The organism is Carnobacterium sp. CP1, from assembly GCF_001483965.1.
Classification (GTDB): Bacteria; Bacillota; Bacilli; order Lactobacillales; family Carnobacteriaceae; genus Carnobacterium_A; species Carnobacterium_A antarcticum.
Genome location: NZ_CP010796.1, coordinates 1,797,052 through 1,819,781, shown reverse-complemented (window position 1 = coordinate 1,819,781; position 22,730 = coordinate 1,797,052). Strand labels below are relative to the sequence as shown.

Here is a 22,730-nt window from a genome sequence, read left to right as displayed (position 1 = left end):
AAAAGAACCATGATATGTATCACGATTCTTTTCTAAGTTTCTATTATTCAGCTGTAACGAATGGTAATAATCCCATGATACGTGCACGTTTAATTGCAATTGTTAATTTACGTTGGTTTTTAGCTGAAGTGCCAGTGACACGACGAGGTAAAATTTTACCTCTTTCAGAAATAAAACGTTTCAAAAGATCTAAGTCTTTAAAGTCGATGTATTCGATATGGTTTGCTGCGATATAATCAACTTTACGGCGCTTACGTCCGCCTCTACGTTGGATAGCCATTTTTATTCCTCCTTACTCCTAAGTTTCTAATGGTGCATTAGAACGGTAAATCATCGTCCGAAATATCTATCGGTTGGCTGCTCTTTTCAAAAGGATCAGAGTTTCCAAAATCTGGATATTTCGAATCTGTCGGAGCTGATTTTTGTGAATAATTATTTTGTGTTTGGTTAGATGAATTTTGTTGAGGAGCAGCTCCTGAATGATTCGTATCAGATCCACGACGTTGTTCTGTTGTCGTTTTTGATTCTAACATTGAGAAAGTGTCTACAACAACTTCAGTAACGTACACTCGTTGTCCTTGTTGGTTATCATAAGAACGCGTTTGAATACGTCCTTCCACACCAACTAATGACCCTTTACGAGTAAAGTTAGCCAATGTTTCAGCTGTCTTTCTCCAAGCAACACAGTTAATAAAATCCGCATCCCGTTCACCTTTTTGGTTTGTAAACTGTCTGTTTACAGCCACGGTGAATGAAGCCACAGCTGTACCGTTCGAAGTGTATCTTAAATCCGCGTCTTTAGTTAATCTTCCAACTAAAACAACATTATTAATCACATTATTAGCTCCTTCCAAAAAAGTGTTTCACATGAAACAATCTTAACTTTAAGCTTCTAATCTAATAATCATATGACGTAAAATATTGTCATTGATCTTAGAAAGACGATCGAATTCATTGATTGCCGCTGCATCTGTAGCAGTTAGTTTTACGATATGATAAATTCCTTCTTGGAACTTCTTAATTTCGTAAGCTAAACGGCGTTTCGACCAGTCTTTAGATTCAGTAATTTCAGCGCCATTATCTGTTAAAATTGTATCAAAGCGTTCGATTAAAGCAGCTTTTTCAGTTTCTTCAATGTTTGGACGGATAATGTATAAAATTTCATATTTTGCTGTTTGACTCATCTTGACTGTCACCTCCTTATGGACTTTGGCTCATTCTTTTGAACGAGCAAGGAGAGTATTCTGTAGTAGATTACTCACGTCTAATAAATATATCATAATGCATAAGATAATTCAATGTTTTTTTAGTTATAAAATTAAATAACAACTAGTTTTTATTTTGATGTTTAAGTAGTGCACATAAAAAACACTCCCTTATTCCTAAAATCAGAAATAAGGGAGCTGCTTTTTTTATTCTTGGTCTTCTTCCTCTTCAGTACTATCTTCACTATCAGTATCTTCAGCACTGTCCTCTGATTCATTTAAAATCTTCGCTGGTACTTCTGTAGTGACTTCTGAAGAAGCGGCTGGAGTAGTTTCTTCAGCTTCTTCTGGTTCGACAATAGCCATTGTTGAAACGATGACATCGTCCGCTACACGAATCAAACGAACGCCAAGAGTAGCACGTCCTGTTTGAGAGACGCTAGCTACATTGAATCGTATGATGACACCTGAATTGGTGATCAACATAACGTCTTCATCGCCTTTTACAGTCGTTAAACCAGCTAATTTACCGTTCTTTTCAGTAATGTTGGCTGTCTTAACTCCTTTTCCGCCACGGCCTTTAATGGCGTATTCACTCGCACTCGTTCGTTTGCCGTAGCCTTTTTCCGTAATGATCAGAACTTCTGAATCTGGAGTCAAGAGATCCATGCCGACGACATAGTCATCTTCACGTAAACGAATCCCGCGTACTCCGCTCGCACTCCGTCCCATATTTCGAACAACGTTCTCATCAAAGCTGACAGCATAACCTAAGTGAGTTCCGATGATGACATTTTGTTTGCCATCCGTAACCGAAACCTTCATCAGTTCATCATCTTCACGTAAGACAATCGCTCTGATTCCGTTGCTGCGTATGTTAGCAAAAGCAGACACTGCAGTCCGTTTGACCGTACCTTGACGTGTTGTAAAGAATAAATAATGATCGTCATCTGCTTTGCCTCGGACATTAATAACGGCTTGGATAGTTTCACCAGAATCGATACCCAATAGATTGATTACCGGTATTCCCTTAGCCGTTCGGCCATATTCAGGAATTTCATATCCTTTAGAACGATATACTTTTCCGCTATTGGTAAAGAAGAGCAGTGTATCATGAGTCGAACAAGAAACTAATGTCTCAATGAAATCGTCATTATGGATTCCCATTCCTTGCACGCCACGACCGCCGCGTCTTTGAGATTTGAAATCTGAACTTGGAAGACGTTTGATATACCCATTATGTGTCAATGTGATCACAACTTCTTCTTCTTCGATCAAATCTTCGTCTTCAAGACTCAATACTTCGCCTACTAGTAATTCTGTACGACGAGCATCGCCAAAGCGTTCTTGGATTTCAAGCAATTCAGTTTCAATAATTGTATGGACACGTTCTGGTCTAGCTAAAATATCGGCCATATCATTAATGAAAGCTGACAATTCATTATACTCTGCTTCAATCTTATCGCGTTCTAGACCTGTTAAACGAACCATACGCATATCTAAAATAGCTTGCGCTTGTTTTTCTGATAAACCGTATGTTTCAATTAAAGTTGTTTTAGCAATATCTCCAGTTTTTGAACCGCGGATGATTCGAATGATTTCATCAATGTGATCTAAAGCTATTCTTAAACCTTCTAAAATATGTGCACGCGCTTCAGCTTTCCGTTTATCGTAAGCCGTTCTTCTACGAATGACCACTTCCTGATGTTTCAAATATTCTTCAAGAATGGCTTTTAAACTTAATACTTTTGGTATACCGTTCACGATTGCCAACATATTAAAACCAAATGATGTTTGCAATGATGTTAATTTATATAAATTATTCAAGACGACACTTGCGCTGACATCACGTCTAACATCAATAACTACCCGCATACCGTCACGGTCAGATTCATCTGCTAAGTCAGTGATTCCTTCGATGCGTTTGTCGCGTGCCAAATCAGCAATTCGTTCAACCAACCGGGCTTTATTGACCATATAAGGCAATTCGTGCACGATTATGCGTTCTTTTCCGTTTTTTAATACCTCGATCTCAACTTTAGCCCGAACCATAATAGAACCTTTACCAGTTTCATAAGCTTTTCTGATTCCAGATTTCCCCATAACCAGTCCACCAGTCGGAAAGTCAGGACCAGGCAATGCTTCCATCAAATCTGCTGTGGTAGCATCAGGGTCGTTCATCAAAATATGCAAAGCTGAAATAACTTCTGTTAGATTATGCGGTGGAATATTGGTTGCCATACCTACAGCAATACCAGTAACGCCGTTTACAAGCAGGTTTGGAAAACGAGCTGGCAATACATCGGGTTCACGTTCTGATCCATCATAGTTATCATGGTAATCGACCGTATCTTTATTGATATCCCGCAGCATTTCTACTGCTATTTTTGTCATCCGAGCTTCTGTATACCGCATTGCCGCGGCCCCGTCGCCATCCACTGATCCAAAGTTTCCATGGCCATCTACTAATGGGTAACGGTAACTCCAATTTTGTGCCATCCGAACCATTGATTCATAAATCGCACTATCTCCATGCGGGTGGTATTTCCCCATCACATCCCCGACAATACGTGCTGATTTTTTATACGCTTTATCCGGCGTTACCCCTAATTCGCTCATTCCATATAAAATACGGCGGTGAACCGGTTTTAAACCATCCCGTACATCTGGCAATGCGCGTGCTACAATAACACTCATAGCATAATCAAGGAATGACGTACGCATTTCATGGCTTAATTCAATTGTTTTTATATTTTCTTTAAACTCTTCAGCCATTCTTTATTGTCCTCCTATTTGGATTAAATATCTAAATTTTGTACATAACGTGCATTTTCTTCAATAAATTCACGTCTTGGTTCAACACGGTCACCCATTAACATATCCAAGCTTTTATCTGCCTCAATAGCGTCTTCCACAGTCACTTGCAGCATCCGTCTATTTTCAGGGTTCATCGTTGTTTCCCATAATTGTTCAGCGTCCATTTCCCCTAGTCCTTTATACCGTTGTATAACCGGTTTTGGCGAAACTGGCAGTTCTTTCAATAACTCATCTAATTCTTCCACTGAATCCAAATAAACCATTTTTTTCCCTTGTCGCACTTGATACAATGGCGGTTGTGCGATATACACATAACCTGCTTCAACGACTGGACGCATATAACGATAAAATAACGTCAATAGTAGAGTACGAATATGTGCTCCATCGACATCCGCATCGGTCATGATAACCAATTTATGGTAACGAGCTTTAGACAGATCAAAATCGCCGCCAAATCCTGTACCCATTGCGGTAAACAACGCTCGGATTTCTTCATTTGCTAAAATACGATCCAAAGTTGCTTTTTCGACATTTAAGATTTTTCCTCGAATCGGCAAAATCGCTTGGAATAAACGCGATCGGCCTTGTTTAGCAGAACCTCCAGCGGAATCTCCCTCAACAATAAACAATTCACTGATTGATGGATCTTTGCTTGAACAGTCGGCTAATTTACCCGGCAAGTTGCTGATTTCCAACCCGCTCTTCTTACGAGTGACTTCACGTGCTCGCTTTGCAGCTAGACGTGCTCTTGAAGCTAGCGAACCTTTTTCAAATATTTTTCTAGCCACTTGCGGATTTTCCATTAAGAATTTATCAAAATGTGCTGAAAAAAGACGATCGGTAATTGTTCTTGCTTCAGAGTTGCCCAATTTTGTTTTGGTTTGCCCTTCGAACTGCGGATCAGGGTGTTTGATCGAAACAACTACTGTCAATCCTTCACGCACATCTTCACCAGTTAAGTTTTCTTCGTTTTCTTTCATCAGTTTATTGCGTCTCGCGTAATCATTAACCACACGTGTCAAAGCTGTTTTAAAGCCTGATTCATGCGTTCCACCTTCGTAGGTATGGATATTGTTAGCAAACGTCAATAAATTCGTGTGGTAGCCATCTGTATACTGCATAGCCACTTCAACGGTAATTCCTTGTTGTTCGCCTTCTAAAAAGATCGGCTCTTCAAATAAAACATTTTTATTTGTATTTAAAAAGGCAACGTAGCTCTTAATTCCGCCCTCATAATAGTATTCCAGTTTTTGAGGTTTTTCTTCACGTTTGTCTTCGATCGTTATCTTTAATCCACGATTTAAAAATGCTAATTCGCGGACACGAACAGCCAAACGGTCAAAATCAAAAACGACTGTTTCTTTGAAAATTTCTGGATCCGGCAAAAAGTTCACAGTTGTCCCGTGACGTTCGGTCTCTCCAATGATTTCCAAATCATTTAAAACGGCTCCTCTAGAGTAGCCTTGGAAATAAATTTTCCCATTTTTGTGCACACGAACTTCTAATCTAGTAGAAAGGGCATTAACAACGGAACCACCAACGCCATGTAAACCACCTGAAACTTTATATCCGCCACCGCCAAATTTACCACCAGCATGAAGAATGGTAAAAACTGTCTCGACAGCCGGGCGACCTGTTTTGGCTTGGATATCAACCGGGATTCCACGACCGTTATCTATGACAGTAATACTGTTGTCTACTTCAACGACAACGTTTATCTCATCAGCAAATCCAGCTAAAGCTTCATCGATCGAGTTGTCAACGATTTCCCACACCAAGTGATGTAACCCTTCGCCGCTGGTTGAACCAATATACATACCAGGACGTTTACGGACAGCTTCCAGACCTTCTAAAACTTGAATTTGACTTGCATCATAATCTTGCGCAATATCAGCTTTATCTCTAATTTCTTCAGACAAACTTATTCACTCTCCATTTCTACATGACCATCTACAATTCGAAAGACTCGCGGAGTCTCCAACATACTTTGTTTTACACCGTCTAAACTAGTCGTCGTCAAAAAGGTTTGCACTTTGCTTTGAATCGCTTTTAACAAATGCGTTTGACGCTCGTCATCTAATTCAGATAACACATCATCTAACAATAAAAGCGGGTATTCCCCTGTCATTTCTTTCATCAAATCAATTTCTGCCAATTTCACACTCAAGGCTGTCGTTCTTTGTTGCCCTTGCGAACCAAATGTCTGTACATTCCGGCCATTAACGCTAAATTTCAAATCGTCACGATGCGGTCCAAAAAGAGTGACGCCTTGTTCTATTTCACGTTTTTGTCCTTTTTCAAAAGCTTGCAGAAAATCTAAATAAATTTTCTCTTTGTCTTGATGATCTGTTATGGACAAGCCGCAATGGTACTCAATTTCTAACACTTCTTTTTGTTTTGAAATCTCGTCATGAATAGGAGCAGCCCAGTTGCCTAGCTTTTCCACAAACAAAAAGCGTTCGGCTAAGATAGCTGCTCCATGTTCAGCAAGTTGCTCGGTCAATACTTCCAAAAAAGTCAGATCTTGTTTTTTTTGAAAAGCCAATTGTTTTAAATAATGATTGCGTTGTTTTAATATGCGTTGGTATTGAACCAAATGGTGCAAATAAATAGGGCTCATTTGGCCCATTTCCATATCTATAAATTTTCTTCTGACCAGCGGTGAACCTTTGACCAAAGACAAGTCTTCTGGTGCAAAGAGAATCACGTTTAAATTGCCTATATAAGCACTTAATTTTTTTTGCTCTAAATGATTAAATTTAGCTTTTTTCCCTTTATTAGAAATGGAAATTTCCAGCGGGAAGCTAGATCCTTTTTTTTGAATGCGGCCGCTTACGCGAGCAACATCCTGATCCCATCGAATCAACTCTTTATCATTGGCAGTACGATGACTTCTAGCCATCGCCAATACATAAACAGCCTCCATCAAACTTGTTTTTCCTTGGGCATTTTCACCAATAAAAACATTGATGCCCTCAGAAAAAGTTGCTTGGGCGCTTTCATAATTACGGTAATTTGAAAGCTGAATTTCTTTCAAAAACATTAGAGCTCATCCTCAGGAATCTGATTGTTTGATTCGACAGATTGAATGAAAAATGTTCCTTCTCCAGGAATTTCGATAACGGAACCGGGGTAAAGTTTTTTTCCTCTGCGATTTTCTGGTTCGTTGTCAAGTAAGATCGTATGTTCAGCTAAATACCATTTTGCCATACCGCCACTGCTGATAATGTCCGCATGCTTTAAAAATTGTCCTAAAGTAATAAATTCGCTATTGATTAAAATAGTCTTTTTCATAAAATCACCTGCTTTCAATAAAATAAGCGTGGAGAGTTGAAAAATCCACGCATTACGCACTTAGTTGTTAGTTCTATTATACTCCTTTTTGAGTTAGATTACAAATCGAATTAGAAATAAACTAGCTTCTATCCACTTTAATAGAATGATACAAAAAGACCCTAAAAACGTAAAAGTTGCTTAAAAGAGAAAAAAAGGCGGTTTTTGGGCAAGACAGCAAAAAAACTGCTTTTCCCATTTGGTGAGAAAAGCAGTTTTTTGTTGATTCTTTAAAAAGTTCGTACTGGAGTAATCAATTGAATGAAATCTTGGTTATTTTCACTTGGGACCAAGATAAATGGTCGTACAGGTGAAGTAAACTTGATTTTTATATCGGTTTGCCCGAATGTCCGCAAAGCATCTTTCATATAGTCGGGGTTAAAAGAGAGTTCGATCGGTTCCCCTTCAACAGATAGGTAATCTAAATCCTCTTGGACATTCCCTACATCTGGTGAATTTCCTGAGATTTTTACTATATCTGGATTAATGGTGATTTTGACCACGTTGTTCTTTCCTTCGTGTGACAACAAGGAAGCTCGTTCAATTGCGCCTAATAAAGAAACAGCATTAAATTCGATTTCTGTTGCTGAATTATCCGGAATCAATCGTTTTGTATCTGGATAATAGCCTTCCAGCAAACGAGAATAGAAAAACATGTTTTCAGTTTTAAATAAAACTTGATTTTCGGTCACCATCATTTCGATCGTGCTGGAGTTGTCATCCAAAGTACGAGCCAATTCTATTAAGCTTTTACCAGGAATAATAACATTGTATTTTTTACTGGTCTGTTCTTCAGATGTTTCTAATGGAATCACACGCTGACTTAAACGATGACTGTCTGTAGCGACTGCTAACAGCTTGCCATTTTCGATAACCATGTTGACACCCGTTAAAATTGGACGACTTTCATGAGTCGAGATGGCAATAACCGTTTGTCCAATGACCTGTTTAAATAAGCCAACCGGTAAAGTAAAGGACTCATTTGTGTCAATGACTGGCAAATGCGGATAGTTGTTGGCATCCAAACCATTAATGGTAAATGAAGCTGTTGCTGAAGTGATCAAGGTTTGGAAATGATCCAAAACTTCGATCTCCATATTTTCTTCTGGTAACTTTTTAACGATTTCACTAAAAAAACGAGCTTGCAATACAATGCTACCTGTTTTTTCAATCGTTAAGGCATTTGCTTCGTCTGTTGTAGGAATGAACGTTTCAATGGAAATATCTGAGTCGCTCCCTGTCAGTGTCAACCCTTCTTCATTCGCAACGATTTTTATTCCCGTTAAAATTGGGATAGTTGTTCTCGAAGAGATCGCCCGTTGTACGTCAGCTAAACTCTTTAAGAATGCACTTCTTTTGATGGTAAATTTCATTAAGTAAACCTCCAGAATAGTAGTTAATTAATTTAATAAGATCTTTAGTAATAGTAGTAGGGCCTGTGGATACTGTGGGAAAGCAAAGTGAGACTATGCATACCAAGGTTTTCCACATGTGGATAAGTTGTTGATAAATCTGGAATAACTTTGAGAGTTATACACAAGCTCTTTAAGTTATTTTTTTTATTTCCTTACGAGTAGTCTAACGGATAAGTCCATAAAATGTAAATTTATAAGTCAGTATAAGGCAAAATAATGAGCAGATTATTTCAATTTATTTTTAATTTCTTCTATATCTTGTTTTAACTGATGATCATTCGTTAAAGCATGATTGATCTTTTCATAAGCATGGATCACTGTCGTATGATCTTTACCGCCGAATTCAGCACCAATTTTCGGCAAAGAATTTGCTGTTAGTTCACGGGATAAAAACATCGCAATTTGTCGTGGCAAAACAATCGATTTGACGCGTTTTTTTCCTTTTAGATCGACTAATGATATTTGGTAATACTTACTGACAACGTTTTGAATATCCAGAATGGATAAAGTCGTCGGTTTATTAGAAGGCAACATACTTTTTAAAGCATCAGCAGCTAAACTTGTTGTGATATCACGGCTTTCAATCGCAGCATAAGCTTGAACTCGAACAAGAGCCCCTTCTAATTCGCGAATATTAGAATCAATTTGACCAGCAATGTAACTGAGTGTATCTCCTGGAATTTCCAATCTTTCTGCGTTAGCTTTTTTGCGTAAGATAGCGATCCGAGTTTCTAAGTCAGGCGGAGTAATATCGACCGATAATCCCCAAGCAAATCTTGAGATCAGCCGTTCTTGTAACTTAGGAATTTCATTTGGCAAACGATCGCTTGTTAGTACGATTTGTTTCCGATCGTCGTAAAGTGCGTTAAATGTGTGAAAGAACTCTTCTTGTGTTCCTTCTTTATCAGCAAAAAATTGAATATCATCTACTAATAGTAAATCTACGCTCCGGTATTCATTTCGGAATTTTTCCTGCATTTTATTTTGTATGGAATTGATAAAATCATTTGCAAAAGTTTCACTGCTGACATATTTTACTTTGGCATCTGGATTTAATAAAAGCATTTGATGACCGATAGCATGCATCAAATGTGTCTTTCCAAGTCCAACGCCTCCATAAAAAAATAGCGGATTATAAATTGTACCGGGTTCTTCAGCAACTACTAAAGCTGCTGCATGGGCCATTTGGTTGCCCTTGCCGATAACGAAGGTGTCAAATGTATATTTATCATTTAATAAAACATCTTTTCTAAAGGCATTTTTTTGAGTGAGCGATTGGCTTTTTTGTTTACCATTAGCGTTGGCATTCTCATTTTCATTTTTTATAACAAATAATGGAGAAATTTCGCGGCTGGAATATTCATAAATATTTTCGACGATACGAGTGGCTAAATTATTTTCCCAATATTCTTTGTGTAAAGAAGAAGGAACTTCAATAATAATATTATTTTCAGTAATGCGAATTGGAACGGCGCTTTCGATCCAAGTATCGTAACTAACTTTGGAAAGGGAGTCTTTAAATTTTTCTTTTAAAAAGTTCCACAAAGTTTGTAAATCATCCAAATAGAGAACCTCCTTTATAAATGTGTCTTTCTTATTTTAGCACTTTCTTTTAAAGTTTTCCACAAGTAGTTGCAACCTGTTGAAAATTCATACAAGACTTGTCAATATAGTTATCCACAGGCTAAAATAAATAGTGTATAACTAATTTTAAAAACCTTTCTGTTAATAGAAAAGGGGAAAACTTACAGTCTTTTAATGGCTATATATCAATGTTTTTAAAAGTTATCCACAGACTCGATCTGGTATGTGTAAGAAACCGTGCACAGCTTGTTCGTTTGTGGATAACAGCTTTGTAACTCAATTTTAATAAAGTACTGAAAAAAAGCTATACCGAAGGCTGTGGATAATAAAAACCGGATTGTGGATATCTTTTAGAGCACGCAAAAACAGCCATAAGCTTTTTGTTATAGTTGTTTTTCTACGGTCTTTTTTTGGATAGATAAAAAGAAAAAAGGCAGTAAAAACAGGGAAAAAATGAACTGGAAATAAAATGTAAACTGTTAAGATTTAAGCGGGAAGGAATAAAATAAAGAGAGAAAAATGAGGGGAAATCGAATTTTTTATTCATTTTACGAACATGAATAAAGCTGTTAATAGAAAAGGAAGAGATAGAATCCATTAGAAATAGTTGCTCAATGGTTGGTATTTTTTCAGCTCGGAAACTATTTTTTTAAAGACAAGGAATAAAAAAGTGAAAAGAAGGTTCCCTATTCTTGTAATTTATGCTATCATACTGAAGTGAATGAATAAAAAAAGGTTTGAAATTAATTTTGATAAGCCCGTTTTTATTTCATTAGAATAAATGAGACTGTCTTGTGCTGCTAAACAACAATATAATGAGAGATAGTTATTATTACAGGAGGTGTATTACGAATGAAAAGAACTTACCAACCTAAAAAACGTAAACGTCAAAAGTTACATGGCTTCCGTAAACGTATGAGTACCAAAAATGGACGTAATGTATTACAAAGTAGACGCCGTAAAGGCAGAAAATCATTGTCTGCATAGATCACTGAACGTCTCAGTGGTCTTTTTTTTCTTTTTTTATTAAAAATACACATACTTATAGAAGCAATTTGTTCAGGTAAAGAAAAAGAGATGAGAGGTTATTTGAATGAGAAAAGCCTATCGTGTCAAAAAAGAATCAGAATTTCAAAAAGTATTTCATCGTGGAAAATCTACAGCCAACCGTCAATTTGTTCTTTATGTATTAGACAAAAAAGAACAACCGCATTTTCGAGTAGGGCTGTCTGTCGGTAAAAAAATTGGCAATGCAGTGGTAAGAAATGCCGTTAAGCGAAGAATACGTCAAAGTTTAACAGAATTAAAGCCTCATTTAAAATCGGAGAAAGATTTTATCGTCATTGCCCGTAAACCAGCGGCAACAATGTCGGTAAAAGAAACTAAAAAGAGCTTGATCCACGTTTTGAGATTGGCTAAAATGTTAGATTAAGCTTATTTTTTTATTGAAAGAATGGGGGAAAAACCGTGAAAAACCGTAAGCGATTACTTCTTTTATTAGGAACCGTTTTGTTAGCAGTTGTTTTAGTGGGGTGTGGTACATCACCTATCACTGCTGAAAGTACAGGATTTTGGGATCGATACATCGTTTTAAACTTCTCACGTGTGATTATTTGGTTATCTGATTTATTTGGTGGAAGTTATGGATTGGGAATTATTGTTTTCACCTTGATCATCAGGATTGTTCTATTGCCTTTAATGCATGGGCAAACCAAAAGCACACGTAAGATGAGCGAATTGCAACCAAGAATCAAAGCTTTGCAAGCACAATATTCATCTAAAGATGCTGAAACACAAAGTAAATTAAAAGAAGAAACATCTAAATTGTATTCAGAAGCAGGAGTTAATCCGGTCGCGGGTTGTTTGCCTTTACTGATCCAAATGCCTGTATTGATGGGTCTTTATCAAGCAATCAGCCGAACAGAAGCGCTAAGCACCGGGAATTTCTTATGGATGAACTTAGGTAAACCAGACCCAATGTTTATTTTACCTGTTTTGGCTGCTATTTTAACTTATGCAACAACAAAATTATCAAGCATGAGCCAAGCTGAATCAAACCCGACAACCACATCTATGATGTACATGATGCCGGCATTGATTTTATTTATGGGTATCACACTGCCAAGTGCATTATCATTGTACTGGGTAGTAGGAAATGCTTTTTCTGTTGGACAAACGTTATTACTGAATAATCCATTTAAAATCAGAAAAGAACGAGAAGAAAAACTCCAAGCTGAACGTGAACGCGAACGCGCTCTAGAAAAAGCGTTAAATCCGAAAAAGAAAAAGAAAAAGAAATAAGTCTTTACTATCAATCAAGAGTAGATAGAACGGAGGATCAACAGATGGATAAGTACACGGCTCAAGCAGCAACAGTAGCAGAAGCAACTCAAAAAGGTTTGAAGCTTTTAGGTATCCGCGAGGAAGAAGCTTCTATTGAAATCGTTACTGAGGGAAAAAAAGGTATTTTAGGTTTCGGTAAGAAAGATGCGATCGTGATCGTAGAAAAGAAAAAGATAACGAAAGAACCATTGACACGAGCAGATGCAAATATTGATTCAAAAGTTTTAAGTGAGAAAAGCGAGCACACAGAAATTCAAAAAGAAGAGTTTCCAGAAGATGTGAAAGAAGCTGCTCAGTTGGATCAACAAGTTACAGATGCGAATAAAAACTCGCAGAATAACGAAGAAGCAGTGCAATTGGTTTCTGATTATTTGGCTGACGTTGCTCAACAAATGGGAGCTGCTGCAACCGTAGATGTTGAAAAGTCGCGCAATCAGGTTACTTTCCATATTCATACCGAAAAAGCCGGTTTGGTCATTGGCAAACATGGTAAGACACTGAATGCTTTACAATCGCTAGCACAAGTGTTGCTGTACCATCATGCACCAACTAAACTTACAGCTATTGTAAATGTTGGAGATTATCGTGAACGCCGTGAAGCTGTTTTAAAACAATTAGCTAATCGAACGGCTGAAAGAGTTGTTCGTACAAACCTTCCTGTTTTTCTAGAACCAATGCCTGCTTTTGAAAGAAAACAGATTCATTTTTATTTGAGTAAAAATAAACAAGTTGCGACTCACTCAGAAGGCAATGAACCTCACCGTTACTTAGTAGTCGAACCGGTGAAATAAAGCGAAAAAGCTTAACAACAAGGGAAACCTTTTTGTTAAGCTTTTTTGTATGGCTCTTTGTCCAATTGTGTTGGTGACTCTTAGGGGGTGGAATTGAATTACCTCCGTAGTTTACTACTCAAGCTTTAAACGAAGCGGAAACACCATTCTTCTTAGCGTCGATTCGGCTCGTTTTCTTGTTTTTGGGACGAACGCCCTTCTTTTTGGCAGTAGTTTGTCCCGTTCTAAAGCAGACACTGCAAATGGTCAAGAAAATAGCAGTGATCCGAAAATTTCACTACCTGCAGTTGAATAGAAAAGCGACAGAGATCGCGTATTGTAAGGAGTACATGAGAAAGAAAATAACCCGATGCAAGTAGGTAGCGTTCAATAAAAATAAGTTCTAATTTCTTTACCCCTTTACCAGAATATCTTGACACTAACATCAATATTCTTATGATAGAACTTTTATTCTAACGGAGATTTTCGTCTGTCATTACTTTTAGATGCCAACACTAAAGGATAGAACCTAAAAGCAAAGATGATGGAAAGGAAAAAGGAATTTGGCTGCAGTTGTCTAACCAATTTTTTAGGCTGTATTCCTGTATGATGACAGAAGAGAGTAGAAACGCTGGTAAGATTCCTTGAAAAGGTATGCAAAGTAGAGTTTAATGAATGTAAGAGTTTCACTGAAGGAGAGAAAACAGAATGGATGTAGTTAGTATTGGAGCATCATTTGCTGAAGTAACGGCAGCTTTAAAAGTTAGAGAACTTTAATTGCTCTTTGATAAGCAAAGCCATCGAATTCTCGGCGGTCAATTCTTGTTGGAGACGACTATCCTGGCGCTAGCTGAGCAATTAGCTGTGAAAGCATTGACCAGTTGTTTTGGCAAAGAAGTTAGTCAAAAGGAGTGAGGAACTCGTTATGGAAATAGAAGATCTACTGGACAAAAGTGAACGGTATCAGGTTCGTATTTTAAGAAAGCTCCTTTTAAACGGCGGACAAATCAGCTATCGTGAATTGTTCTCTTCTTTACAGATAGCGAAACCATCTTTTGATAAGTATTTGCAGAATATACAAGATCTTGCTGCTGTATCGCCTCACCTGTTTGTATTTGAGCGAATAGATGATGAATTGGTTTTGCGGTTGGAAAAACACCACACATTGCAGGAAATTTGTTGTTTATACATCAAGGATAGCTTGAAATTTCAAGTTTTAGATTATATCTATCAATATCAGGAATTTACAGTGCCTCAATTGACCAATCAGCTTTTGGTCAGTGAAGCGTCTTTCTATCGACGCTTAAAAGAAATAAACGGTTTTCTGAAAGAATTCGATATTCAAATCCGTAATGGAAAAATGCGGGGCGAAGAATTGCAGATCCGCTATTTTTTCTTTCAGCTTTACTGGTTTTTGGAACCCTATACAAATCATCAAATAAATCATACAGATAGCTGGCAAAGCAAAACGGTCAGGGTTTTAGAGCGGAATCTGGATGTTGTGCTCCATGACCATGACCGCCAACGATTGAACCTCTGGATGATCATTACCCGTAAACGAATTCAATTGAAATACAAAACTTATTGGCAATTACGGCGATCGATAATACCTTTTCAAGAAAATGAATTGTATAAAAAACTAAAGGAAACGGTTTTTCGTTTTTTGAGCCGCTATTCATTCGAAGCAGAAGAAGAGGAGGCGATGATATTTTTTGTATTTCTAGTTTCCATGTCGATTTTGCCTGAAGAATTTTATGAAAATCAGCCTGCTGAGTTGAAGTTGATTGCTTTTCCTCATGCTGAATATTATCAGCAGCTGCTTTCAAGAATCACTCAGAATTTTGGGTTGAAGTCTTTGTCTCCGTCTTTGCTTTCTAAGACCTTCTATTATCTAACCCAGACACATCTGCTTTTATTCTTTTTTCAAGGAGATCTTCAATTTCATGATTTAGAAAATTTGTGGGAAAAGGAAAAAGCTATTGTGCGTCCGAATGTTAAACAATTTTCCTGCATACTTCTAAAGGATACGTTAAAAACCATGAATCAAAAATCAGATGAAAAAAACACACTTCAAATGAACGCTCTGGGCCGGTACCTTAGTATTCTGAAACTTGTTGAGAATGAGAGTTCTTCTAAGATCCATATCGGAATCGACTTGCAGATGGAAAAACTATATGCTGAAACAGTAACAACGATGCTCATTCAAAGTCTGGATGAGCGCAATGGAGTGAGAATGGAGCCTTACCGCAGCGAGGCTTCTTATGATTTGGTGATCACCAATACCAATGCGGCTCTTTTTGGCAAATACCCTATCAAACAAGAAGTTTATGTGCTTTCTGAATTAGGATCGACTTATGATCTCCTTCAAATCAAGAAGGAAGTGCACCTGATTTTGGAGAACAAGAAAAAAGATTTTATGCAAGATCAACTTAAAAATACACCAAAGTGAAAGGGACTCTTTCCTCATATAGAGAGGTTTCCTTTCTTTTTTGTCACTTTTTTTGGAAACGGTAAAAAAAGTTGGTAGTTTCTCCTCTGAAAAACGCGTTATGATTAGACTATAAATGAAAGAGGTTACAATTTTTTGGAGGTAAGAAAAAAATGACAGAAGAGAAATATATTATGGCGATCGACCAAGGTACAACCAGTACAAGAGCCATTATATTTGATAAAAAAGGCAAAAAATTAGCTAGTTCTCAAAAAGAAATTCCGCAATATTTTCCTCAATCAGGTTGGGTAGAACATGATGCCGTTGAAATCTGGAATTCTGTTCAAATCGTGATTGCCGGAGCTTTGATCGAACTTGGGATCAAACCAAATCAAATAGCGGGCATCGGGATCACCAATCAGCGTGAAACGACCGTTATTTGGGATAAAAAAACTGGACGTCCGATTTACAAAGCAATCGTTTGGCAGTCTCGCCAAACATCTGACATTGCAGATCAGCTTATGAAAGACGATCACTCAGAAATGATCCATGAAAAAACTGGTTTGCTGATTGATGCTTATTTTTCTGCAACAAAAATTCGATGGATCTTGGATCATGTACCAGGAGCACAGGAACGTGCGGAAAAGGGCGAACTTCTTTTTGGAACGATCGATACTTGGCTTACTTGGAAATTATCAAATGGCAAAGTTCATGTAACCGATTACTCAAATGCCAGCCGTACGATGCTATTCAATATTCATAACTTAGAATGGGACGAAGATATTTTACAATTGTTGTCCATTCCGAAATGCATGCTTCCGGAAGTGAAATCCAATTCTGAAGTTTACGGCTACACACAGAGTTTGAATTTTTATGGCGGTGAAGTTCCAATCTCGGGTATGGCCGGTGACCAGCAGGCTGCTTTATTTGGTCAAATGGCGTTTGAACCGGGCATGGTTAAAAATACCTATGGAACAGGTTCGTTTATTGTCATGAATACTGGAGAAAAACCGCAATTGTCCGGCAATAACTTATTGACGACCATTGGTTACGGAATCAATGGGAAAATCTACTATGCTTTAGAAGGCAGTATTTTTGTAGCAGGATCAGCTGTACAATGGCTGCGGGACGGCATGAGACTGATCGAAACAGCAGCTGAATCGGAAGAAGTTGCAGCTGCTGCGTCCAGCGAAGACGAGATTTATGTTGTACCGGCTTTTACAGGATTAGGTGCTCCGTACTGGGACTCAAACGCTCGCGGTGCCGTATTTGGTATGACACGCGGAACAACACGGGAAGATTTTGTCAAAGCAACCTTGCAAGCAGTGGCGTATCAAGTTAGAGACGTCATTGATACGATGTGTCTGGACTCAGGTATTGATATTCCACTGCTTAAAGTAGACGGCGGAGCGGCTATGAACAACCTGTTAATGCAGTTTCAAGCCGACATTCTAAATGTTCCCGTCCAACGGGCAGCGGACTTAGAAACAACCGCGTTAGGTGCTGCGTTCTTAGCTGGATTAGGAGTGGGCTTCTGGAAAGACTTGGATGAAATTAAATCCTTCAGTGAAGAAGGAGAACGATTCACGCCGCAAATGCCTGAAGAACGCCGCGAAGATTTATATGCAGGCTGGCAAGAAGCTGTGGCGGCTACGCAAGTGTATAAACATAAGAGCAAAAAATAAAGGAGTGGGAAAAGATGACATTCTCATCAAAAACTAGAAAACAAGCGATAGAAAAAATGAAAACCGAGACCCTTGATCTATTGATCATTGGTGGTGGAATTACGGGTGCCGGCGTTGCTTTGCAAGCCAGCGCATCTGGTATGAAAACCGGATTGATCGAGATGCAGGATTTTGCTGAAGGAACTTCTTCACGTTCGACAAAATTAGTTCACGGCGGACTGCGCTACTTAAAAACATTTGATGTGGAGGTTGTAGCAGATACTGTTCAGGAACGTGCAGTGGTACAAAGCATTGCACCGCATATCCCAAAACCAGATCCGATGCTGCTTCCGATTTATGACGAACCTGGTGCAACCTTCAATATGTTTTCAATCAAAGTAGCGATGGATCTATACGACCGCTTAGCGAACGTGACAGACCCTCGTTATACGAATTATATGCTGACGAAAGAAGAAGTGCTGGAAAGAGAACCTCAACTGCAAGGAGAAAGACTTTTAGGCGGCGGCGTTTATTTGGACTTTAGAAACAATGATGCACGTCTGGTGATTGAAAATATTAAACAAGCTGCTCAAGATGGGGCGCAGATTGCCAGCCATGTGCAAGCTCAATCGATTCTGCACGACGAAAATGGTCAAGTGAATGGCGTACGAGTATCGGACTTGCTAACAGGAGAAGAATTTGATATTCATGCCCGTTTAGTGATTAATACAAGCGGACCTTGGTCTGATTTTGTACGAGAACTAGATGAAAATGACACGACCCCGTCACAAATGCGCCCGACAAAAGGAGTGCACTTGGTCGTTGATGCTAAAAAACTATCTGTACCGCAGCCAACTTATTTTGACACTGGAGATCAAGATGGCAGAATGATTTTTGTGATTCCTCGTGAAGATAAGACTTATTTTGGTACGACCGACACAGATTACCATGGAGATTTCAATCATCCGACAGTGACACAAGAAGATGTCGACTACCTTCTTGAAATCGTCAACCGCCGTTACCCAGAAGTCGATTTGACGATTAACGATATTGAAGCCAGCTGGGCTGGTTTACGTCCGCTTATTGCTTCAAATGGCGGATCTGATTACAATGGAGGAAACAATGGCAGCCTTTCAGATAAGAGTTTCGATGAAGTCGTTGCTGTTGTATCCAAATTCCAACGCAACGAAGCAACCCGTTGGGATGTAGAAGAAGTGTTGGAGAACGTAGAAAGTACTTTATCAGAAAGCGAAGCGAGTCCTTCTTCAGTTTCACGCGGAAGCGCACTTGAAACAGCAACTAACGGTCTCATCACGCTTGCTGGGGGTAAATTAACGGATTACCGTAAAATGGCAGAAGGTGCTGTTAACCTCGTTCAAGAGACGTTGGAAAATAAATTTGATTTGTCTTACAAATTAGCGGATTCTAAAAACTATCCAGTATCTGGCGGTAAAATCGATCCTGCTAATGTCGATGAAGAGTTAGAAAAAATCGCTCAAATCGGAATTGAAAAAGGGTTGAGTAAAGAAGAATCTGTCTACTTGGCTGATTTGTATGGTTCTAATGCTCCGAAAGTTTATGCACAAATCGACGAACTGGAAGCTGTTCCTGGGTTAAGCTTAGCGGATACGCTTAGTCTTCATTATGCAATGGAAGAAGAGATGGCATTGCGGCCAATAGATTTCTTCTGGCGCCGTACCAACCATATGCTCTTTATGCGCGATACGCTAGATGCGATCAAACAACCAGTAGTAGATGAAATGGCACGTTTTTATGATTGGTCAAATGAAGAAAAAGAAAAACAAATGGAAGAATTAAACCGCACTATTGCCGAATCTGATTTATCAGAATTGAAACAACGTAACGCTTAATAAGAACCAACAAAAATAGATTTAACAGCTGAACCGCAAAGAAACTAAGGTTGTACAATATTTGACGTTGGTGAGTGAAAACTTACTAACGTCTTTTTTCGTGAAAATAGAAAACAAGTGAGTTCTCCTGTAGAATTAAAGTCACCACAACTCATTCAAAGGAGAGAACTCACTTGCCTACATCAAATGATATGCGAAAAGTACTAGATATACAAGACAAAAACATTGTTTTTGAAGAGGATTGCGTAGAATACGGTCAATTCAAAGGGAAAAAATGTAAATTTATTAAAGGACGATTGACCTACATTCCGCAGGAATGTATGAAGTGCCATACACCAAACGAGCAGTATACCATCTACTGTAACGGAACACAGACCTCGCGCATTACTTTACCCATGAGTGGTATTCATCCCACCTATTTACTGCTTAAAAAGCAGCGATTCATGTGCAAAGAATGCGAGGCTACATTTACTGCGAAAACGCCTCTATTGAAAGAAAATTGTTTTATTTCAAATCATGTAAAAGCACAAATTTTAGATAAATCGTCTATGGCTCAATCTATAAAAGATATCTCTAGTCAAACGGGAGTTTCTTCAGCAACGACGCAGCGCGTTATTAACGAGCAAGCTAAGAATTACAAACCGCATTACTTCTGGCTTCCTAAACATCTTTCGTTTGACGAGTTTAAGTATGCCAATAGCACAATGGCTTTTGAATACATTGATGCCGAAAAAGGAACGATCATTGATATCTTGCCTTCTCGAGACAGTCGAACGATAAAAGACCATTTCCTTTCACGGTATAGCCTAAAGGCTAGAAAAAAAGTAGAAACCATTACAGTCGATATGAACGCTGGTTACGTCAATTTTATTCCCATTCTTTTTCCAAACGCCAAGATCATTATTGATCGTTTTCATATTGTCCAGCTGATTAATCGTTCACTGAATCGTACAAGGATAACGGTTATGAATCAATTTCATACCTCAAATGGAGAAGATATGAAAAAGTACCGTCGATTAAAACGGTTTTGGAAAAAAATCTTAAAGAAAGAATCTGAACTGTCTTATACAACCTATACTTATTATGCTTTATTTGGTCTACGCTTAGAATCAGCGATCGTCGACGAACTGTTGGGCTACAACACCGTTCTGAAAGAGACTTATGAGGTGTATCAAACGATTCTAAAGGCTCTTGAAGAGAATGACTATGATGAGCTAGTAAAGATTTTAGAAAAAGATTATCCACTTATTTCAAAACCAATGAAGACGAGCCTCAAAACATTGAAAAAACATATGAAGCACATAAAAAATACCGTTACCTATAAGTATTCAAACGGAAAAATTGAAGGAATCAACAATAAGATCAAAGTTCTTAACCGTGTGGCCTACGGCTACCGAAACTTCGTGAACTATAAAAACCGTATTCTTCTGCATTTTAATATGAAACCAGCGGCTATTAAACAGAACGAAAAAACACTTTTCATAGCAGCATAACGCCTACCATGAAAAGTGTTCAAGTTTTTTTAATTAAATAAGGGACTAAAATTCTTTACCAACGTCAGTTGACGTAGAACCGAAACTAAACGTTTCCTTTGTGGTTCGGCTGTTATTTTTTTTGCTGTATAAAGCGATTTCTTTTCTTAGCGTACGCATTTCTTGGCTCATTGAAATGATGGGAACTGTTATAATTTAACACTTGGTTTTTTTAAAAGAGGGTTTATTGATAAAAAAATATAAAACGCTTGCATTTTTGTTTAAAAAAAGGTACATTTTACTTGTATATACAAGTTGGAGAAAAGCAGTTTATAGAGGAGGAAAAAGAAATGGCGGATTACAAGCAAGATGCGAAACAGTTATTGGAAGACATTGGCGGTCCCGAGAATATTTCTGCGGTCAGTCACTGTGCTACACGGATGCGGTTCGTATTGAACGATGCTTCCAAAGCAGATGTCAAAAAAATTGAAGATATCCCCGCGGTAAAAGGCACTTTCACACAAGCCGGTCAATTTCAGGTCATTATCGGAAACGATGTCGCTACATTTTATAACGAGTTTTCAAAAATTTCCGGTAAAGAAGGAGTATCAAAAGACGAAGTAAAAGCAGCCAGTAAACAAAATCAAAACCCAATTCAGCGGGCGATGTCTGTATTAGCTGAAATATTTTCACCCATTATTCCCGCAATTGTAGTAGGGGGTCTGATTTTAGGATTCCGTAACATTTTAGAAGGCGTTCCCATGGGATATCTCGACGGACAAACTATTGTAGAAGTTTCTCAATTTTGGAACGGTGTCAACAGCTTTTTATGGTTGATTGGCGAAGCGATTTTCCACTTCTTACCAGTTGGAATCACATGGAGCATTGCTAAGAAAATGGGAACGACTCAAATTTTAGGAATTGTTTTAGGAATCACATTAGTTTCACCGCAATTATTAAATGCCTATGCCGTTGCCGAAACAGCAGCAGCAGATATTCCGTTCTGGGATTTCGGTTTTTTCCAAATTGATATGATCGGTTATCAAGCACAAGTTATTCCTGCAATGTTGGCCGGTTTCCTACTAGCTTACTTGGAATTAGGATTGCGTAAAGTTATCCCGCAAGCCGTATCAATGATTTTTGTCCCTTTCTTCGCCTTAGTGCCAACTGTATTGATTGCGCATACAGTTTTAGGTCCTATCGGCTGGATCATTGGAGGTTGGATTTCAAGTTTAGTCTATGCTGGTTTAGGCAGTTCAGTGAACTGGTTATTCGGCGCTTTGTTCGGTTTCTTGTATTCACCTTTAGTCATTACTGGGCTGCATCACATGTCAAATGCTATCGATTTGCAACTGATCGCTGACTATGGCGGAACCAATTTATGGCCAATGATCGCTTTATCTAATATTGCCCAAGGTTCAGCTGTATTAGCGATTATTTTCCTTCACCGCGGCGATAAAAAAGAAGAACAAGTTTCTATTCCGGCAGCGATTTCTTGTTACTTAGGTGTAACAGAACCTGCAATGTTCGGGATCAACATCAAATACGTTTACCCATTTGTAGCTGCAATGATCGGTTCCGGTCTTGCTGGAATGGTTTCGACGATCTTTAATGTCACAGCCAACTCAATTGGAGTCGGCGGTCTGCCAGGGATTCTTTCAATCCAAAACCAATACTGGTTCGTATTCATTATTTGTATGGTGATTGCTATTGTAGTGCCGTTTGCCTTAACAGTCGTGTTCCGCAAATACAATATCTTTAATAAATCAGATCAAGCAATTGAAGCGAGTCAACCAGAATTAGGACAATAATTTTTTAGAAAGTAGGA

The 22,730-nt window shown here is 38.3% G+C and carries 18 protein-coding genes; 9 read left to right on the top strand and 9 right to left on the bottom strand.

Features of this window, described 5'->3' with window-relative positions; genetic code table 11:
* Positions 1–43: 43 nt before the first annotated feature.
* From rpsR to dnaA, 9 genes are all read right to left on the bottom strand, one after another.
* A complete protein-coding gene (gene rpsR, locus NY10_RS08570) occupies positions 44–280 on the bottom strand; it encodes a 30S ribosomal protein S18 (protein ID WP_058919575.1) in 237 nt (78 codons plus the stop codon).
* Between the two features lie 37 nt (positions 281–317).
* Positions 318–836, bottom strand: coding sequence for a single-stranded DNA-binding protein (ssb, locus tag NY10_RS08565; RefSeq protein ID WP_058919574.1), 519 nt, complete (start codon positions 834–836; stop codon positions 318–320).
* A gap of 48 nt (positions 837–884) precedes the next feature.
* Complete coding sequence (gene rpsF / locus NY10_RS08560) at positions 885–1,184, bottom strand: 30S ribosomal protein S6 (protein WP_058919573.1); 300 nt, start codon at positions 1,182–1,184, stop codon at positions 885–887.
* A gap of 228 nt (positions 1,185–1,412) precedes the next feature.
* Positions 1,413–3,980, bottom strand: coding sequence for a DNA gyrase subunit A (gyrA, locus tag NY10_RS08555; RefSeq protein ID WP_058919572.1), 2,568 nt, complete (start codon positions 3,978–3,980; stop codon positions 1,413–1,415).
* A gap of 23 nt (positions 3,981–4,003) precedes the next feature.
* Positions 4,004–5,941, bottom strand: coding sequence for a DNA topoisomerase (ATP-hydrolyzing) subunit B (gene gyrB / locus NY10_RS08550; protein ID WP_058919571.1), 1,938 nt, complete (start codon positions 5,939–5,941; stop codon positions 4,004–4,006).
* Between the two features lie 2 nt (positions 5,942–5,943).
* Positions 5,944–7,065 carry a DNA replication/repair protein RecF gene (gene recF, locus NY10_RS08545; RefSeq protein WP_058919570.1) on the bottom strand — a complete coding sequence of 374 codons (1,122 nt, stop codon included), beginning with the start codon at positions 7,063–7,065 and terminating at the stop codon, positions 5,944–5,946.
* Positions 7,065–7,316 (bottom strand): S4 domain-containing protein YaaA, encoded by a 252-nt coding sequence (gene yaaA, locus NY10_RS08540; protein ID WP_058920298.1) that lies wholly within the window; start codon positions 7,314–7,316, stop codon positions 7,065–7,067. The genes recF and yaaA overlap by 1 nt, the downstream gene beginning before the upstream one ends.
* 269 nt (positions 7,317–7,585) lie before the next feature.
* A complete protein-coding gene (gene dnaN / locus NY10_RS08535) occupies positions 7,586–8,728 on the bottom strand; it encodes a DNA polymerase III subunit beta (RefSeq protein ID WP_058919569.1) in 1,143 nt (380 codons plus the stop codon).
* 267 nt (positions 8,729–8,995) lie between these two features.
* Positions 8,996–10,333, bottom strand: a complete 1,338-nt coding sequence (gene dnaA, locus NY10_RS08530; RefSeq protein WP_058919568.1) for a chromosomal replication initiator protein DnaA — start codon at positions 10,331–10,333, stop codon at positions 8,996–8,998.
* Between the two features lie 873 nt (positions 10,334–11,206).
* Between dnaA and rpmH the strand changes: the two genes are divergently transcribed.
* The 9 genes from rpmH to treP all read left to right on the top strand — a co-directional run bounded on the left by rpmH (position 11,207) and on the right by treP (position 22,713).
* A complete protein-coding gene (rpmH, locus tag NY10_RS08525) occupies positions 11,207–11,341 on the top strand; it encodes a 50S ribosomal protein L34 (protein ID WP_034551597.1) in 135 nt (44 codons plus the stop codon).
* 106 nt (positions 11,342–11,447) lie between these two features.
* The gene (gene rnpA, locus NY10_RS08520) at positions 11,448–11,786 is read left to right on the top strand and encodes a ribonuclease P protein component (RefSeq protein ID WP_058919567.1); all 339 of its coding nucleotides are present in this window, start codon (positions 11,448–11,450) and stop codon (positions 11,784–11,786) included.
* A 35-nt stretch (positions 11,787–11,821) separates the two neighbouring features.
* Positions 11,822–12,655: a membrane protein insertase YidC gene (yidC, locus tag NY10_RS08515; protein WP_058919566.1), complete on the top strand. Its 834-nt coding sequence runs from the start codon at positions 11,822–11,824 to the stop codon at positions 12,653–12,655.
* A 44-nt stretch (positions 12,656–12,699) separates the two neighbouring features.
* The gene (gene jag, locus NY10_RS08510; RefSeq protein ID WP_058919565.1) at positions 12,700–13,488 is read left to right on the top strand and encodes an RNA-binding cell elongation regulator Jag/EloR; all 789 of its coding nucleotides are present in this window, start codon (positions 12,700–12,702) and stop codon (positions 13,486–13,488) included.
* Between the two features lie 904 nt (positions 13,489–14,392).
* Positions 14,393–15,916 (top strand): helix-turn-helix domain-containing protein, encoded by a 1,524-nt coding sequence (locus tag NY10_RS08505; RefSeq protein WP_058919564.1) that lies wholly within the window; start codon positions 14,393–14,395, stop codon positions 15,914–15,916.
* A 152-nt stretch (positions 15,917–16,068) separates the two neighbouring features.
* Positions 16,069–17,580: a glycerol kinase GlpK gene (gene glpK, locus NY10_RS08500; RefSeq protein WP_058919563.1), complete on the top strand. Its 1,512-nt coding sequence runs from the start codon at positions 16,069–16,071 to the stop codon at positions 17,578–17,580.
* 14 nt (positions 17,581–17,594) lie between these two features.
* Positions 17,595–19,430: a type 1 glycerol-3-phosphate oxidase gene (glpO, locus tag NY10_RS08495; protein ID WP_058919562.1), complete on the top strand. Its 1,836-nt coding sequence runs from the start codon at positions 17,595–17,597 to the stop codon at positions 19,428–19,430.
* 173 nt (positions 19,431–19,603) lie between these two features.
* Positions 19,604–20,923 (top strand): ISL3 family transposase, encoded by a 1,320-nt coding sequence (locus NY10_RS08490; protein WP_156413258.1) that lies wholly within the window; start codon positions 19,604–19,606, stop codon positions 20,921–20,923.
* 329 nt (positions 20,924–21,252) lie between these two features.
* Complete coding sequence (treP, locus tag NY10_RS08485; protein WP_058919561.1) at positions 21,253–22,713, top strand: PTS system trehalose-specific EIIBC component; 1,461 nt, start codon at positions 21,253–21,255, stop codon at positions 22,711–22,713.
* Positions 22,714–22,730: the final 17 nt, after the last annotated feature.